This is a genomic window from Deltaproteobacteria bacterium (genome assembly GCA_016709225.1).
GTDB classification, from domain to species: Bacteria; Myxococcota_A; Polyangia; order Nannocystales; family Nannocystaceae; genus Xiheibacterium; species Xiheibacterium phototrophicum.
Genome location: JADJEE010000002.1, coordinates 1,618,183 through 1,635,363, shown reverse-complemented (window position 1 = coordinate 1,635,363; position 17,181 = coordinate 1,618,183). Strand labels below are relative to the sequence as shown.

Below are 17,181 nucleotides of genomic sequence, written 5' to 3'. Positions count from 1 at the left end.
GGCGCTGCGACCTGCTCGCATCGCCTCGAACGAGCCCCCCAAACCGACGAGACCCCCAATGAAGACCCGCAATGGATTTGGCTTCCTGATGTTCGGCATCCTCGGCTTCGCGATGTCGCAGATCGGCGCGTGCGAGCGCGACGGCACCGGCGACCTCCGCGTTCACCAGTCCTGCAAGGCGTACTGCCAGCAGGCCGCGTCCTGCGACGATGACGTCGACGAAGATGACTGCATCTCGCGCTGCGAGAACACCGTCGACGACTGCATGGCCGACGAACAGGAGCAGGCGCTCGACGATCTCGACGTGTGCAGCGACGAGACCTGCGACGAGGTCGCGAGCTGCACCATCGGCGCCGGCCTGCAGTGCGCCTTCGGTCTGTGAGGCCAGTTCGTGGGTGGCGCGACGCGTCAAGCGCGTCCCGAGCGTCGTCGCCACCCACGATCGGGCGTGTGGGCCGCGTGGGGTTAGGGCCCGCGCCGCGGCAGACGAGCGTGTAGCGTGGTGCCCTCGGCGGCCTCGCTGTGGGCGCTCACGGTGCCGCCGTGCGCGAGCGCGATCTGCTGCACGATGTAGAGCCCGAGGCCGAGTCCCTCGCCCCCCGCGTTGCGCTCGCGCGCAAAGGGCTGGAACAGTCGCGCACGCCGGCCCGGTGGGATCTGACCACGGTTGTGCACACGGATGTCGATGGTGTCGCGTGCCTCGGCGTCGATCGTGACCGTGATCGGGGCCTCGCTCGCGCCGTGGCGCAGCGCGTTGCTGACGAGGTTGGCCAGCAGTCGCGAGACCAATCCGCGATCCCACTGCGCGTGGCCGTCACCGCGGCTCTCCATGACCACGGTATGGTTCGGATGCGAGGTCGCGGCCTCGTCGACGATGGCCCGCGCGATCTCGTGGGCATCCACCGCGCCGCGCTGCACCGGCATTCCACCCGACAAACGAGCGCGTGCGAGGTCGGTGAGTGCCTCGAGCATCGAGGCCATGCGGGTCGTGCTGGCGCGGACCATGGCGATCGCCTTGGCCGCGTTCGCGTCCTGGACGAACTCACTGAGCACCTCGGTGCCCATCGAGATGGTGTGCAGCGGCGCCCGCAGGTCGTGGGTCACGGCCGCGACGAAGGTCTCGTGGAACTGCAGCGTCTGTTGTAGCTCGTCGGCGAGCAGCTGCAGCTGCTGGCGTTGGCGGGCCAGCTCGAAGAACGTGTTCGCTTTGTTGCGCAGGATGTTGGGTGCGACCGGCTTGACGAGGAAAGCCACCGCGCCGGCGTCGTAGCCGCGGAACTCCCGGATCGGATCGGACGCCGCACCGGTGACGAAGATGATCGGAATCGTCCGGGTCCTCGCGGTCGCGCGCATCAGCTCCGCGAGCTCGAAGCCGCCGATCTCCGGCATCTGCACGTCGAGCAACGCGAGCGCGTAGTCGTGCACGAGCATCAGCTCGAGCGCTTCGCGGGCCGAGGTCGCGGTGTGGAGCTCGAGACCATCGCGCTGGAGCAGCGCTGCCATCGCCTCGAGGTTGCTCGGGACGTCGTCGACCAGGAGGAACTTGATCGGGGCGACGGGAGTCATGGCGACACTGCGGAAGCCGGGATTCTGCCGTGGTGGAGCCGCACGTGCCAGGCCTGCGTCGGCTCGAGTCTCGCGAAGCCGTGGGCGCGTCGCGTGAGTTGCAGCGACTCGCTGACCCCGACCCCGAGGAAGCCGCGAAGCGACAGCGACTCCGCGAACAGTCCGAGCGCCCGGGCCTGCAGCGTGCGGTCGAAGTAGATGAGGACGTTGCGGCACGACACCAGCTGGACCTCGGCGAACGAGGCGTCCGTCGCGATGCAGTGGTCGGCGAACAGCACCGCCCGCCGCAGGCGGTCGTCCACCTGCAGACCATCGGCGCCCACGCGCAGGTGGTCCGTGATCCGTCCGGCCCCGCCGGCGGCGGCATAGTTCGACTCCCAGCGCGCGAGCGCATCGAGCGGATATCGCGCGGCCTCGGCGGTCTGCAGCGCGGTGCGGCTGATGTCCGTCGCGTAGATCTGAGTGCGCGTGAGCAACCCCGCCTCGGCGAGGAGGATCGCCAACGACCACGCCTCCTCGCCGGTGCTGCAGCCGGCGACCCAGATGCGGCGGGAGGGGTAGGTCGCCAGCCGCGGGATCACGTGGGCGCGGAAATCGGCGAAGTGCCACGGGTCGCGAAACGGCGCCGTCACCCGGATGGTCAGGTCGTCGAGCACACTGTCGAACACCTGCGGCTGCGCACGCAGGCGTTCGTGCAGCTCGGACAGCCCGTTGCAGCCGAGTCGGCTCGCGGCGCGCCGCATCCGTCGCTCGACGCTGGCGCGGGCGTAGGACGCAAAGTCGTAGTGGTGTCGCCGCCGCATGTGCTCGATGATGTCGTCGAGCACGTGGCCGTCGGTGGTGGGACGACCGGTGTTCATCGTGGCAGCCACACCCGGAGCAGCGCGAGCAGCTTGTCGACCTGCACCGGCTTGGCGAGGTAGTCGTTGGCGCCGGCGTCGAGGCAGCGGTCGCGGTCGTCGCCCATGGCCTTGGCGGTCAGCACCACGATGGGCAGCCTCGCGAAGCGGGCGTCCCGGCGGATCTCGCGGATCGCCGAGATGCCGTCGAGCTCCGGCATCATGACGTCCATCAAGACCAGGTCGACGGTCGGGTTGGCGTTCAGTTGATCGATGGCCTCGCGACCGTTGCGGGCGATCGTCAGCTTCGCGCCGCGTTGCTCGAGCACGGCGGTCAGTGCGAAGACGTTGCGCACGTCGTCCTCGGCCAGCAGGATGCGTCGACCCTCGAAGACGCGCTCGCGGTCCCGTACCGCCCGCAGCATCTCGCGTTGCAGCGCCGGCAGCTGGTCCTCGACGCGGTGGAGGAACAGCGTGACCTCCTCGAGCAGGCGCTCGCCCGAGTGCGGGCCCTTGAGGATGATCGCACTCGAGCCCCGTCGCAGGCGCGCCTCCTGATGGGCCGGCAGGTCGCGGGCGGTGTACACCACCACCGGGGTCTTCTTCGGCGAGGGCGCGTCCGCGAGCTGCTCGAGGAGCTCGACGCCGTCGCCATCGGGCAGCCCGAGGTCGAGCACGACGCAGTCGAACCCGCCGCCGTCGAGCAACGCCCGCGCGTCGGCGACCGAGCCCGCGCCGACGATCTCGACGCCATCGGAGCGCAGGAGCTCGGCGATGCCGTTGCGCTGGGTGGCGTCGTCCTCGACCACCAGCACGCGTCGCGGGCCCACGCGGCCCCGCGCATCGAGGGCGTCGAACGCGGCCACGATGCCCTCGGCGCCGACCGGCTTGCGCGAGAAGCCAATCGCACCCAGGGCCAGCGCCCGCTCACCGTCGTCGTAGGCCGACAGCACGTGCACCGGGATGTGCCGCGTCGTCGGGTTGCGCTTGAGCTCCTCCAACACCGCAAGCCCCGACCCGTCGGGCAGCCGCACGTCGAGCACCACACCGCCGATCACCCGTGTCTGCAACAGCGTGGTCGCCTCGGCCGCAGTCTTCGCGAGCAACGGTACCAGGCCCCGCTCGCGCGCGAGCAGGCTCACCGCGGTCCCGAACGCGCCGTCGTCCTCGACGATCAACAGGCAGTGCTCGTCGCGGCCCTGCACGGCGAGCGGCTCGGGCGTGACCGTGGGCGGCGGTGGGCTCGGCGGGGCCGGTGGCAGCGTCGACGCGGTCTCCTCGAGCGCGGGCACGCCGGCGCCCGTGGGGGTCACGCCCGCCACGGGCGCACCGACCGGCAGCCACAGCAGGAACGTGCTGCCGCTGTGCTCGCGGCTGGTGACCTCGATGCGACCGCCCAGCAGCGTCGCCAGCTGGCGCGAGATCGACAGCCCGAGCCCGGTGCCACCGAAGCGGCGGCTGATCGAGCCGTCTGCCTGCTGGAAGTGGTCGAAGATGCTCTCGAGCCGATCGGCCGCGATGCCGATGCCGGTGTCCTGGACCGAGAACATGCAGCCGCCCTCGTGGCCATAGACGCGCAGCGTCACGCTGCCGCGCTCGGTGAACTTGAAGGCGTTGGCGAGCAGGTTCTTGAGGATCTGCGACAGCCGCGTGGCGTCGCTCTCGATCTCCCGCGGCGCGGTGGGATCGACGTCGATGACGAACGCGAGCCCCTTCGAGCTCGCGAGGTGGCCGAACATCTGTCGCAGGCTGTCGACCGCGCTGGCGATGGTGACGGTCCCGACGCGGAGGTCGATCTTGCCGGCCTCGATGCGCGAGAGGTCGAGCATGTCGTTGATGAGCACCAGCAGGTCGTTGCCGGCCGACTGGATCGATTGCGCGTACTTGATCTGCTCGGGCGTGAGGTTGCCGAGGCGGTTCTCGGCGAGCAGCTGCGCCATGATGAGCGCGCTGTTGAGCGGCGTGCGCAGCTCGTGTGACATGTTCGTGAGGAACTCGGACTTGTACCGATTCATCGTGGTCAGCTCGACCGCGCGCTGCCGCAGCAGCTCGCGGGCCTCCAGCGCGGTGCTGCGCTGGCCCTCGAGATCCGCGTTGGTCGCCTGCAGCCGTGCCTGTCGCCGCTCGAGTTCGCCCTGGGCCTCGAGCAGCTCACGGGTCTGCCGCTCGAGCTCCTCGTTGGTGACACGCAGCTCCTCCTGCTGGACCTGCAGCTCGTTGGCCTGGTCCTGGGTCTGCTCGAGCAGCTTCTGCAGGCGCTCGCGATACTCCGCGGAGCGGATCGCGATCGCGAGCGGCTCGTCGAGGTGGGACAGTAGCTCGCCGATCACGGGGGAGGGCGCGACGAAGAAGCCGAGCTCGATCACTCCGAGCACCGCTTCGTCGACCATCACCGGCATCACGACGACGTGCACGGGCGCCCCGCGTCCGGTGCCGCTGCGGACCTCGAGGTACTCGGGCGGCGCGTGACCGATCACGACGGTGCGACGCTGCGCTGCGGCCTCGCCGACCGGACCCTCGCCGATGGCGAGTGCCTGCGCCGGCGCGGGGTTGGTGAGGGCGTAACCCGCCGCGCGCATCAGCTCGCCCGGGCGCACGAAGGTGTAGGCCGCGCCGACCACCGCCCCCGTGCACCGCGCCAACACCCGCAGCGCGGTCTCGCAGGTCTGGGCCACCGATAGCTCACCGTGGAGTGCGTCGACGAGCTTCGTCTGCGAACTCTGCAGCCACGCGGTGCGGTGGAGCGCCAGTCGCTGTGCTGCGTATGCGCGTCCCAGCAGCGCGAGGATCCAATAGACCGCGATGCCGAAGACGCGGTTGGTGAGGGCGTTGGCGGCATCGGTACCGATCGAAATCACCGTCGGTACCGGAGACTGCGCGTAGCCAAGCACGCTCAGTGCAGTGGCGATCGCGGCCGCGACCAGCGGTACGCTCGGCGCCCGGAACAGCATCGAGACCGCGACGGGGACGACGTAGAAGATCCAGTCGGCCACCCCCAGCGGCGTCATCGAGTCGACGACGAACAGCACGCCGAAGCTGGTGAAGAGCAGAGTGAGCGCGAACCTGTTGTCGAGGCCGAGCGGGCCGTCGCGCCCTGCTTCCGAGTACTGCTGGGGCATGTGGTGCGGGCGCCACGATATCCAGGCGGATCGCCGCACGCCAGCCGCCCGCCGCGCTCGACGGGGCCGCGCGCGTGGACACGCGCTGCGCCCGTGCGCACTGGCCCCGTGAGCGCTCCTGCCACGCACGTCTGGGCCGCCTTTCGCCACTTACGTCGCCAGCTCGGGGGGATGTCGCCTGGCACGGAAGGTGAAGTAGGGGCGCGGCAGGAGACGCGAACCGATGACCTTTCACCCGCGATTGATTGCCCTGGCGACGACGTCCGCCGTGCTCATGCCCGCCTGCGCCACCACGGTGCTGCCGCAGCAGCAGCTTGCCGATACGCAGGCGGCGATCGCTTCCACCGAGACGCTTGGTGGGGAATCCGATCCCGACGCAAAGCTGCACCTGCAGTATGCGCGCGAGCAGATGGCTCGCGCCAAGCAAATGATGGCCGAGGGCGACGACGATGAGGCGCTGCGCATGCTCGACCGCGCCAGCGCGGACGCCGAGCTGGCGCTGGCGCTGGCGAAGACCGAGCAGATGCGCAAGCGCAGCGAGGAAGCCAAGGCCGAGCTCGACAAGCTCAAGAGCGAGGGCCAGGCGCGCAACGACGTCAGGAACGAAGCCGATGGCGGCTCGGGTGGCGCCGCCGCCCGCCCCAACGCCGTGCAGTGACCTCCAAACCCATCTCGACCACAGGATTCCAAGCCATGAACCGCACGATCATCTTCACTTTGGGCACCACCATGGCGCTGGCCATCGGCTGCGCGCACTCACCCACCCACGAGCTCGTCGCTGCGCGCTCGACCTACGCCGAGGCCAAGCAGGGTCCGGCCGGCGAGATCGCCAAGGCCGAGGTCTACGACGCCAAGAAGGCGCTCGACGACGCCGAGCGAGCGCATCGCGAGAAGCCGGAGTCCGACAAGGAGCGTGACCTCGCCTACGTCGCGCTGCGCAAGGCCGACTACGCGAATGTACATGCGCAGCTGCTGCAGTACCGCAGCCAGAACGCCGATGCGCACGCGAAGTACGTCGCGACCCTCGAGCAGCTGAAGAGCAGCGCCGAGACGCAGCTCGACAGCACCAGCCAGGAGCTCGCGGCCAAGGAGAAGGATCTCGCGCGCGAGCGTGAGGTTCGCGAGCACCTCCAGCAGCAGCTCGGCGCGGCGATGGCGAGCATCGCCGACATGGCGAAGCTCGAGCAGAAGGACCAGCGCATGGTGATCACGCTCAACGGCGCCGTGCTGTTCAAGAGCGACGATACCAAGCTGCTGCCGATCGCGCAGCAGAAGCTGGGCCAGGTCGCCGAGGTGCTGAAGCAGTACGGCGACGACTACACCATCACGGTCGCCGGCCACACCGACTCGCGCGGCAGCGACGCCCACAACATGACGCTATCGCAGGGTCGCGCCGACTCGGTGCGCGCCTACCTCGTCGGCAAGGGCGTCGGTGGCAACTCCATCACCGCCATCGGCAAGGGTGAGGGCGAGCCGGTCGCGTCCAACGACACCGCCGAGGGTCGTGCCGACAACCGTCGCGTCGAGATCATCGTCGACCGCAACGCGACGCCCGCCGAGGCGAAGTAATCCAACCCCGATTCCGCGCCCGCGAGGGCAAGAAAGCAGACAAGGACATGAACTGGGACATCATCGAAGGCAAGTGGGACCAACTGAAGGCGAAGCTCCGCGAGAAGTGGGGCAAGCTGACCGACGATGACCTCGAGTCCGTCAAGGGCAAGCGCGATCTGCTGATCGGCAAGATCCACGAGCACTACGGCGAGGCAAAGGATCGCGTGGGTAAGTCGGTCGACGAGATGATCGCCGCGCTGTAGTCGCGGCATCTGCTCCCTTGGCTTCCATTCTCGAGCGACAACTGAAGACCCCAAGGCCCCGTCGCGCTCGCGACGGGGCGTCCCTTTTTTGGCGGACGCGCGCGCCCCCGGTCAGTCCTTCATCTCGGCGCGGTGCTTTGCGCCGGCCTTGAACTCGTCCTTGGTGACGGAGCCGTCGGCGTCGGCGTCGATCTTCGCGAAGATTCGCTTGGCGCGCTCGGCCTTCTCGCCCTCGCGTGCCGCCACGAACTCTTCGAGGCTCAGGCTGCCGCTGGCGTCGACGTCGAGCCGCGCGAAGGCATCCTTGGCCTTCTCCTTCTTGGCGCCGCCTTCGGCATGGGCGTCGCCGCCGAGGGTGACGAGGGTAACGAGGGTGACGATGCCGGTGATGACGTTGATCATTTGGTTCGCTCCGACCACCCCTTGTCGGCGGGCAGAACAAACCTGACGCCGGGCTGTCTCCGCGCGTCGGCAGCTGCCAACGCCGGCTTCCACCACCGCATGGCGCGAGTCGTCCACGTTCGGGCCCGCCGAGGTAGACTCCGGCCGCCATGAATCTGCGTTGGACGCTGCCCCTGGTGCTGGTCGCCGCCTGTGACAACTCCGCTCGAAACGAACAGATCGCCAGCGTCGACAAGAAGGTCGATGACGGCGCCGAGGCGCGCGCGGCCGAGCTCAAGCGCAAGCGGGCCGAGGAGGCGCAGGCGAAAGCCGACGAGGACGATCGCATCCACCAAGCGATCGTGAAGATCGCGGTCGCCCCCGAGAGTCCGCCCAAGGCGCTCGCCGAGGCCTGTCAGGCGGTCGCCGACGCTCAGGATCGTTTCGTCGAACGTCTCGGCGACGCCGGGGCCAAGTCGAAGTGGACGGCCTCGCGGGAGAGCGATCTGCCGATGTCGATCATCGCGTGTACGAGCAACGAGAGCGTGGTGGTGGCCGGCTGCCAGGCCAATGCGCTCGATCAGGCCGACGCCACCATGAAGGACCGCATGCAAGAGATCCTCGACGTGTGCGTGTCGAAGTTCGCCAAGCCGCGCGCCGGCGGCGTGCAGGCGGCGGGCATGGCGATCCCCAAGCGACCCCAGTGATCAGTCGCTGTGGGCGGCCGAGCCGGCGCCGCTGCCACGGGCCGCGCGCTCCCAGTGGAACGCCGGCCGCTTTCGGCTGCCGGGCGCGAGTTCGTCCATGGTCGCAGCATCGAACACGCGGCCACCGATCACGGTCCAGCGCACGTGCTCGCTGCGACGGATGTCGGCGAGGACATCGCCATCGATGATCGCGAGGTCGGCGAGCTTGCCGACCTCGATCGATCCGAGGTCGCGATCGAGGCCGAGGTAGTGTGCGCCGGCCAGCGTCGCGGCGCGCAGCGCCTGGTGGGTGCTCATGCCGCCCTGCACGAAGCTCCATAGCTCCCAGTGCGCGGCCAGACCCTCGCGCTGGCCGTGGGCGCCGAGCTGGATCTCGACGCCGGCGTCGAGCAGCTGCTTGCACAGCCGCGCGATGTCGATGTGGTTCCAGTCGCCGCGGCTGGCGAGCGGGCGGCGACGGGCGCGGGCATCGAGCGCGCGCGGCGAGACGAACCGACGCAGGCGCTCGTGGGCGAAGACATTGCCGTGGGCGTACCAGTAGTTCTCGCCCCACAGGCCGCCGTACCCGACCACCAGCGTCGGCGTGTAGCCGACCTCGGTCCCGCCCCACAGCTGCTTCATGTCGCGATAGCCCTTGGCCAGCGGGGTCGCGTGCTCGACCCCGGTGTGGCCGTCGACGACCATCGTCATGTTGTGCATGAACAGTGAGCCGCCCTCGGGCACGACCATCATGCCCAGCTCGCGTGCGGCCGCCACGATCTGCTGGCGCTGGTTGCGACGGGGTTGGTTGTAGCTCTTCACGCTGATGGCACCGACCGCCTTCATGCGGCGCAGGTGTGCGCGCGCATCGTCGAGGCTGTCGACCTGGGCCTTGTAGGTGCCCTTGGCGCCGTAGAGGATCGTGCCGGTCGAGAAGATTCGCGGGGCGGTGACGAGGCCCGCGCGCTGCAGCTCGGCGGCGGCGAAGATCTCACCGGTGTCGTTCGAGGGGTCGTGCACGGTGGTGACGCCGAACGCGAGCTCGGCGTAGTGCAGCCAGTTGTCCTGCGGCGTGATGCCGTGCTCGCCCTGGGGGCCGTGGGCGTGCACGTCGACCAAGCCGGGGATGATGGTCGCGCCCTTGGCGTCGAAGCTTCGCGCGCCGGCGGGGATCGTGACCTCGCCGCGTCGCCCGACCGCGGTGATGCGATCGCCCTCGACCACCACGACGCCGTCGTCGATGACCTCGTCGCCCTTCATCGTGACGATCTTGGCGCCGACGAACGCGAGCTTGCCCTTCGGCAGCGCGGCATCGACATCGAAGCCGATGTCGACGCCGTTGCTGGCGGGCTCGGCCAGCGGCGTGGTCGCGCCGGCGACGAACGCGAAGGCCTGATCGAGCCGGCGCGTGAACAGCTCGGGGCCCAACGACCAGTGCAGTTGCTTGCTGTCGCCGGACCACTGCAGGTACTCGCCGGAGTCCTTGCTCACGCGGGCCACCGGTAGCGACTCGGCCTTGGGTCCGACTGCGATCGGCTTGGCGCCGGTGGGCGGCAACGGCATCAGGTGGGCGTTGAAGCCCTCGCGGAACGCCAGCCAGCGGCCATCGGGGGACACCCGGAACTCGGTGGCGGCCTCGCTGGTGACGTGGGTGCGGGGCTCGGCCCGCGTCAGCGCGATCGATCGCAGGGTGTAGGTCGCGCCGTCCTTGCCGTAGTCGACGTCGCGATAGAACACGCGGTCGAGGTCTGCGCCGAAGTGCGGCGCGCCGCCGGACTTGGTGACCAGGCGCGGCTCGTCGCGACCGTCGGTGGCGAGCGCGTAGATGCCGGTGTCGTGGGAGTAGCGCTCCGAGATCACACCGCCGCCGCCGTCGCGCCGGGCGACGATGGTCTTGCCGTCAGGGGAGAACACCGGCTCGAGCCAGTGCGCAGGCGTGCGCGTGATGCTGCGCGCGCGGCCGCCGGCGCGCGGCACCACCCGCAGCGTGCCGAGGTTCGCGTCGCTCCACGCGACGAACACGATGCTGCGGCCGTCGCGCGAGAACGACGGCTGGAACTCGAACACGTCGTCGTCGCGGGTCAGCCGTCGGGGCTTTCCGCTCGGCAGCTCGCGCAGCCACAGGTGGCCGAGTGCCTGGTAGACCACGGCCTTGCCGTCGGGCGCGACCGCGACGTCGCGCAGCATCTTGGTGTGGAAGCGCTTGGGCTGCACCTCGACCGGGAAGCGCAGCGCCTCGCGCACCGTGCGGGTGGTCGCGACGTGGAACGGGATCTCGCTGCGCTTGGCGCTCGCGAGCTCGACGCGGCGCAGCTTGCCGCCGGCCCAGTACACGATCGCTGCGTCGTCGGGTGTCCACGCGAACGCGGGATAGACCCCGTGGATCGCCCAGGTCTCCTGCATGTCGCGATCGAGGTCGTAGTCGAGCACGCGCTCGGCACCGCTGCGCACGTCGTGCACCGCGAGCACCGTGTGCAGGCCCTCGCGTCGCACGTACGCCAGCTGCTTGCCGTCGTGCGACGGCGTCGGGCGCACCGCACCGCCGGGGCCGCCGATGAAGCCCTCGACCTCGCCACGCTCGCGATCGAGTCGCTTGATGGCATAGATGCCGGCGTAGGGATCCTTGTTGTACTCGAACACCGGCCCGGGGGTGTCGTCCTGGCTGAAGTAGACGTAGCGGCCGTCGGGGGAAAACGCGGGCTCGCCGACGTCCTTCTGGTCGTTCGGCTTCTCGGTCAGCTGCACACCCTTGCCGCCGCTGGCGTGGAACAGCCACAGCTCGCCGCTGCCGAGGCTGCGCTCGGCGGTGAAGTGCTTGCGCGCCACGATGAACTCGCCGTCGGGGCTCCACGCCGGGCTGTTGAGCAATCGGAAGTCCTCTTGGGTGACCTGCACGAACTTGCTCGGTTCGGGCTTGGGCGAGACCGGCATGATCCAGATGTTGTCGCCGCCGTCGCGATCGCTGGTGAACGCGATGAAGCGCCCGTCGGGCGAGAAGCGCGGCTGCATGTCCCACGCGATGCCTTCGGTCAAGGCCGTGGCCTCGCCGCCGCCGATCGGCACGCGATACAGATCGCCCAACAGGTCGAACACGATGGTCTTGCCGTCGGGGCTGACGTCGAGGCTCATCCACGTGCCTTCGTCGGTATCGATCGTCACCGACTTGCTGGGCCCACCCGGCTGCTCGACATCCCACTTCGGCGGCTCGTCCTTCGCGCCGGCGGGCCCCGCGGGCCTCGGCGCGGGCGCGAGCTGCAGACCCTCGCGGTGTGCCGAGGTGTCGGTGTCGGCGTCGGCGATCTGCGTGCCAGGGCCGACCCGGCGACAACCACCATCGATGCCGAGCGCCATCGTGAGCGCAATCGCGATCGGCCAGGTGGACAGCGAGCGCCGCGTAGCATTGCGCGGCGAGGGGCGAGACGAGGCGACGGAATCGGGCGCGACGGCGGGCATGGCGGGCGACCGGCGGTGTACCACGCGCCGGTTTCGTGCTGTGATGCGTCCTGGCGCCCGCGCGAATTCCCTCGCGGGTCTGAAGGTTGCGCGTCGGCGCGACCATCCCCTTCGAGCCGACGGGCAACGCGAAACATGGTCGAGCTCCGGACCCACCTCCTCGCGGCATCCCTCACGCCCGTGCTCGGCGCGCTCGCGTGTCACGGTGGTGGGGCGGCGCATGCCGACGGCACCGATGACGGCGGGAGTTCGAGCGGGCAGCCTGCCGTCAGCGATACCGGTGTGGCCACGAGCAGCGGCAGCACCGGGACGGCCGATGACACCGGCACCACCGGTGAGTCGCCGCCGGCGATCGACCCCGCGCCCGCGGGCTTGCGGCGCCTGGTCGCGCACCAGTACGTCGACAGCATCGAGCTGCTGCTCGGCCCCGAAGCAGCTGCAGCCGCCGCCGCACCGTCGGATCCGTCGCTCGGAGGCTTCGACGCGATCGCGGCCGCCGAGGCCACGCCCGCGCCGGCCGACGTCGAGCAGTACGAGCGCTCCGCCAACCAGATCGCACTCGCGGCGATCCAGCACCCCGACACGCTCACCGCCCAGGTGCCGTGCCTGGTCTCGGTGGTGCCGGAGGATGCCTGCTACCGCTCGCTGGCACGGGATTTCGGTCGCCTCGCGTGGCGACGCCCGCTGTCCGACGAGGAGATCGACATCTTCGCGAATCTCGGCACCGAGGCGCGGGCGTGGGACGACGGCGAGTTCTGGACCGGCGTGCAGTACGTGCTGGTCGCGCTGCTGCAGTCGCCGCGGTTCCTCTACATCGTCGAGCTCGGCCACGACGCCGACGATGGTGGCGCCCGCCAGCTCGACGGCTTCGAGATGGCGACGCGGCTGTCGTTCTTCCTGCACGATCGCACCCCCGACGCACTGCTGCTCGAACGCGCTGCGGCCGGCGAGCTCGACGACGCCGACGGCGTGCGCGCGGTCGCGACCGAGCTCCTCGCCAGCGAGCGTGCGCGCCCGACCGTGCGGCGGTTCTGGGGCGAGCTGCTGATGACGCGCGGCCTGCCCAGCAAGGGCAAGGACCCGGCCCTGTTCCCGCAGTTCGATGCCGAGCTCGCGGCGTCGATGCAGGAGGAGACCTTTCGGCTGGTCGACGATCTGGTGTTCGAGCAGGAGGGCGACGTGCTCGACCTGTTCGACGCCGACTACACCTGGGTCGACGCGCGACTCGCCGATCTCTACGGTGTGGCCGCGCCGCCGCCCGGGCAGTGGCTCGAGGCCGAGCTGCCGGCCTCCCAGGGGCGTGCGGGTCTCATGACCCACGCCGGTGTGATGGCGATGCTCTCCCACGGCACGCTCAACTCGCCGACGCGTCGCGGGCTGTTCGTGCAGGAGCAGCTGCTGTGCAACGACATCCCGCCGGTGCCGCCGACGGTCAACCCGGTGCTGCCCGACGTCACCGACCCGATGTCGTTGCGCGACCGTCTCGAGCAGCTGCACACCTCGCAGAACGGCTGCGGTGACTGCCACAAACAGATGGACCCGCTCGGCTTCGCGTTCGAGCACTTCGATCCGATCGGCGCCTGGCGGGCGCAGGACAACGGCTTCCCCATCGACGCCTCGGGCACCGTCGATGGCGTCGGCAGCTTCGGCGACGCGCGCGAGCTGATGGCGCTCGTGCGCGACGACCCGCGCCTGCCGCGGTGCTTGGTGGATCAGGTCTACACCGAGGCGCTGGGCTTCCCGCCGACCGACGCCCAGATCGAGGCGCTCGACGCCGTCGACCTCTCCTTCGAGCAGGACGACCACCGCCTGCAGCGACTGATGGTGGAGCTCGCCGCCAGCGACGTCTTCCGTCGCGTGGGGGAGCCCAAGTGATGCCGCGGATCGACAGGAGCCCACGATGATCCCGTTGCGCAATCGCAAGCTCGGCCGACGCACGATGCTCCGCGGCATGCTGGGTGGTGGCGCGGTCGCCATCGGCCTGCCGCCGCTCGAGGCCATGCTCGGTCGCCACGGCGACGCCTACGCCGACGGCAGCGAGCTGCCGGTGCGGTTCATGTCGATCATGTTCGGCTGCGGGGTCCAGCTCGCGCGCTGGGAGCCGACCACCTCTGGCAGCGACTACGCGCTGTCCGAGCAGCTGCAGCCGTTCGCCGGCGTGAAGGACTACCTCTCGGTGTGCACGGGCCTGCACAACCACTTCGGTGGCTCGCCCATCACGCACCACGAGGGCATGTGCGTGTTCAGCGGGCACGACTTCGTGCTGCGGCCGGACCTGCCCGGGTTCGCGTCCGACTGGGGCGGGCCGACCATCGACCAGCTGGTCGCCGACGCCCTCGAGGCCGGCGGCGCGCAGACGCCGGTGCGATCGGTGCAGCTGGGCTGGACCAAGTTCGACAGCCCTGCGGACTCGGGTAGCACCGCCAAGTGCATCTCGGCGCGCGGTGAACCTGGCAGCCTCACGATGCTCTACCCCGAGACCAACCCGCAGGCGGTGTGGCAGTCGCTGTTCGGGGAGTTCGGCATGCCGCTCGACACCCGTGAGGTGCGGCTGTCGATCCTCGACATCGTGCGCGACGACACCGCGCGGCTGCGCATGCAGCTCGGCGTGAAGGACAAGCAGCGCCTCGACGCGCACCTGCAGGGCGTGTCGGAGCTCGAGGCGAAGATCTCGGCGATGCCACCGGTGTGTCAGCTCCCGCGTGCGCCGCGGTTCCTCAACGACGAGGCCAACGGCGCCGAGCAGCTCACCGAGGTGAACACACTGATGGCGCAGCTGGTGGCCTACGCCTTCACCTGCGACATCACACGCGTGGCCTCCTATCACATGCTGAGCGTGGCCAGCGAGGTGCAGTTCGGCGAGATCGGACAGTTCTCCACGCAGCACGGCAACAGCCACGCCGGCGACGAGAACTACAACCAGGGGATCATCTTCATCATGGGGCGCATCGCCGACATGATGGGCACCTTCGCGCAGACCGAGGACATCGACGGCGGCAATCTGCTCGACTCGATGCTGCTGTTCGCCAGCTCGGAGGTCTCGCAGGGCTTCACCCACAGCTGGCAGCGGCAGCCGATCCTCGTCGGTGGTCACGGGCGCGGCTACCTCACGCACCCGGGCATCCACTACCAGGCGATCGCGCCGTCCTCCCCGGGTGACGATCAGACCTCGGCGGGCAACACCACCGACGTGCTGCTCACGCTGCTGCGCGCGTTCGACCCCGAGGCGCCGAGCGTCGGCGCCGGTGCGCCGATGTCGACCACGCCGCTCGACGCGCTGCTCGCGTGAGCCGGCGCGCAGGGCCGCCGTGAACCAAGCCTGGCGGTGCGCCACTTCTCTCCACGAGGGGCGCACCCGGTGGAATTCCACCGGCCGGCTTGACCATGAACCACCGTCGTCTTCGGCTCCTGGGCCTCGCGGCCGCGTCGCTGCTCACTTCGGCGTGCGCCAAGGGCGGCGAGGGCAACCCCGGCACCACCGCGCAGTTCACGAGCTCGGCCTCGGCGACCGACGGTGACTCGGAGAGCGCGTCCGACACGCTCGCGACCGACTCCGCCAGCAGCGGTGGCATCGACAGCGACAGCGAGGGTGACAGCACCGGCGGCGTGCCCAGCTGCGGCGTCGACGAGTTCCAGTGCGCGGACGGTCAGTGCATCGCGGGCGAGCGAGCGTGCAACGGCGTGCCCGATTGCGATGACAAGTCCGACGAGGCGCCGATTGCCGAGTGCGACCCCGCGTCGTGCAACCTCGTCACCGAGTTCACGTGCAAGGACTGGACGTGCATCCCGATGGTGCGGCGTTGCGATGGCAACGCCGATTGCCCCGACGGCAGCGACGAGCCGCCGCTCAACCCGCTGTGCGATGCGATGGGCTGCGGCCCGACCGAGTTCAAGTGCACCGACGGCGCCTGCATCCCGAGCGTGCGCGCGTGCAATGGCAACCCGGATTGCGGCGACGGCTCCGACGAGGACGCACAGCTGTGCGCCAACGGCCCCCACGGCAACGGCAACGGCGGCGACGCGTGCGTGCCGGTGCTGACCTTCGAGTGCACCGATCACACCTGCATCCCTGCGTGGTGGGAATGCGACGGCGAGGACGACTGCGACGGTGGCAACGACGAGGCCCACTGTGGCGGCAACGCCAGCTGCGACATGGGCGAGTTCGCCTGCGATAGCGGCCAGTGCGTGCCCAGCGAGTGGTTCTGCGACGGCATCGAGGACTGCAACGACGCCTCCGACGAGCCGGCCGATCAGAACTGTTCGGTCGCGGCCTGCGGCAGCGACGAGTTCACGTGCGACGACGGCCAGTGCATCCAGTCGGCGTGGAACTGCGATGGCATCGTCGACTGTGCGGATGGCTCGGACGAGCCCGATGCCACCTGCATGGCGCAGTCGTGCGACGCCGGGCAGTGGCAGTGCGACAGCGGCCAGTGCATCCCCGACGAGTGGTTCTGCGACGCCGTGACGGACTGTGCCGACGGCTCCGACGAGCTCGACGACAGCTGCGGCGCCGGCCAGGACTGCGCCTTCGGTGAGTGGGCGTGCGAGTCGGGCGAGTGCATCCCGGGCGCGTACTACTGCGACGACATCGTCGACTGCGGCGATGGCAGCGACGAGGCCGAGGCCACCTGCGGCGGCGGCAGCGGAGCCTGCACCGCCAACGAGTGGGCATGCGACTCGGGCGAGTGCATCCCGGGCGCGTACTACTGCGACGACATCGTCGACTGCGGCGACGGCACCGACGAGTCCGATCCCTCCTGCCAGCCCAGCGGTTGCGCGGCCGACGAGTGGACCTGCGACTCGGGGCAGTGCATCCCGGGCGACTACTACTGCGACGACATCGTCGACTGCAGCGACGGCACCGACGAGTCGGATCCATCGTGCGTGCCCGCGGGCTGCGACGCCGGCGAGTGGGCGTGCGACGACGGTCAGTGCATCCCCGACTACTACTTCTGCGACGGCTACGTCGACTGTGGCGACGGCTCCGACGAGCCCGATGCGAGCTGCGGTCAGCCGCAGGGCTGTGCGGCCGACGAGTGGACCTGCGACAACGGCGACTGCATCCCCGCGGGCTACTACTGCGACGACTACTACGACTGCAGCGACGCCTCCGACGAGACCGACCCCAGCTGCACCGCCTCGCAGAGCTGCGGCTTCGACGAGTGGACCTGTGACTCGGGCGAGTGCATCCCGGGCGGCTACTACTGCGACGGCTACTACGACTGCAGCGACGGCTCCGACGAGCTCTGCTGACCGAGATCGCGCCTGCCTTGCGCGGCGGTGCCCCCGCTGCTAGCCTCATCCGCGTTCGGTTGGATGTTGG

At 69.8% G+C, this 17,181-nt stretch carries 13 protein-coding genes; 8 read left to right on the top strand and 5 right to left on the bottom strand.

From position 1 onward, the window contains the following. Positions 1-58: 58 nt before the first annotated feature. Positions 59-382, top strand: a complete 324-nt coding sequence (locus IPH07_21015) for a hypothetical protein (GenBank protein MBK6919891.1) — start codon at positions 59-61, stop codon at positions 380-382. An 83-nt stretch (positions 383-465) separates the two neighbouring features. Here the strand turns inward: IPH07_21015 and IPH07_21010 are convergent, their stop codons facing one another. Genes IPH07_21010 through IPH07_21000 form a run of 3 tightly spaced genes read right to left on the bottom strand, consistent with a single transcriptional unit; the run spans position 466 to position 5,524 of the window. Then, the gene (locus IPH07_21010; GenBank protein ID MBK6919890.1) at positions 466-1,566 is read right to left on the bottom strand and encodes a hybrid sensor histidine kinase/response regulator; all 1,101 of its coding nucleotides are present in this window, start codon (positions 1,564-1,566) and stop codon (positions 466-468) included. Beyond that, a complete protein-coding gene (locus IPH07_21005; GenBank protein ID MBK6919889.1) occupies positions 1,563-2,426 on the bottom strand; it encodes a protein-glutamate O-methyltransferase CheR in 864 nt (287 codons plus the stop codon). The genes IPH07_21010 and IPH07_21005 overlap by 4 nt, the downstream gene beginning before the upstream one ends. Continuing rightward, positions 2,423-5,524, bottom strand: a complete 3,102-nt coding sequence (locus tag IPH07_21000) for a response regulator (GenBank protein ID MBK6919888.1) — start codon at positions 5,522-5,524, stop codon at positions 2,423-2,425. Before IPH07_21000 ends, IPH07_21005 begins: the two co-directional genes overlap by 4 nt. Before the next feature lie 223 nt (positions 5,525-5,747). On the opposite strand from IPH07_21000, the gene IPH07_20995 reads away from it, so the two are divergent. The 3 genes from IPH07_20995 to IPH07_20985 are packed head-to-tail and all read left to right on the top strand — an operon-like array spanning position 5,748 to position 7,338. Then, positions 5,748-6,182, top strand: coding sequence for a DUF4398 domain-containing protein (locus IPH07_20995; protein ID MBK6919887.1), 435 nt, complete (start codon positions 5,748-5,750; stop codon positions 6,180-6,182). 35 nt (positions 6,183-6,217) lie between these two features. Then, positions 6,218-7,093: an OmpA family protein gene (locus IPH07_20990; GenBank protein ID MBK6919886.1), complete on the top strand. Its 876-nt coding sequence runs from the start codon at positions 6,218-6,220 to the stop codon at positions 7,091-7,093. A 47-nt stretch (positions 7,094-7,140) separates the two neighbouring features. Beyond that, the gene (locus IPH07_20985; GenBank protein MBK6919885.1) at positions 7,141-7,338 is read left to right on the top strand and encodes a CsbD family protein; all 198 of its coding nucleotides are present in this window, start codon (positions 7,141-7,143) and stop codon (positions 7,336-7,338) included. 111 nt (positions 7,339-7,449) lie between these two features. Here IPH07_20985 and IPH07_20980 read toward each other — a convergent pair whose 3' ends face one another. Beyond that, entirely contained in the window at positions 7,450-7,857 is a 408-nt protein-coding gene (locus IPH07_20980) for an EF-hand domain-containing protein (protein MBK6919884.1), read from the bottom strand. A gap of 32 nt (positions 7,858-7,889) precedes the next feature. Between IPH07_20980 and IPH07_20975 the strand changes: the two genes are divergently transcribed. Next, a complete protein-coding gene (locus tag IPH07_20975) occupies positions 7,890-8,426 on the top strand; it encodes a hypothetical protein (GenBank protein MBK6919883.1) in 537 nt (178 codons plus the stop codon). Here the strand turns inward: IPH07_20975 and IPH07_20970 are convergent, their stop codons facing one another. Further along, on the bottom strand, positions 8,427-11,756 hold the full coding sequence (locus IPH07_20970; protein ID MBK6919882.1) for a PD40 domain-containing protein: 3,330 nt from the start codon (positions 11,754-11,756) through the stop codon (positions 8,427-8,429). It lies immediately after the preceding gene. Positions 11,757-11,993: 237 nt separating this feature from the next. Here IPH07_20970 and IPH07_20965 point away from each other — a divergent pair, with 237 nt between their 5' ends. From IPH07_20965 to IPH07_20955, 3 genes are all read left to right on the top strand, one after another. Further along, on the top strand, positions 11,994-13,733 hold the full coding sequence (locus tag IPH07_20965) for a DUF1592 domain-containing protein (protein ID MBK6919881.1): 1,740 nt from the start codon (positions 11,994-11,996) through the stop codon (positions 13,731-13,733). A gap of 25 nt (positions 13,734-13,758) precedes the next feature. Then, complete coding sequence (locus tag IPH07_20960) at positions 13,759-15,147, top strand: DUF1552 domain-containing protein (GenBank protein MBK6919880.1); 1,389 nt, start codon at positions 13,759-13,761, stop codon at positions 15,145-15,147. 95 nt (positions 15,148-15,242) lie between these two features. Continuing rightward, the gene (locus IPH07_20955) at positions 15,243-17,111 is read left to right on the top strand and encodes a hypothetical protein (GenBank protein MBK6919879.1); all 1,869 of its coding nucleotides are present in this window, start codon (positions 15,243-15,245) and stop codon (positions 17,109-17,111) included. Positions 17,112-17,181 lie beyond the last annotated feature (70 nt).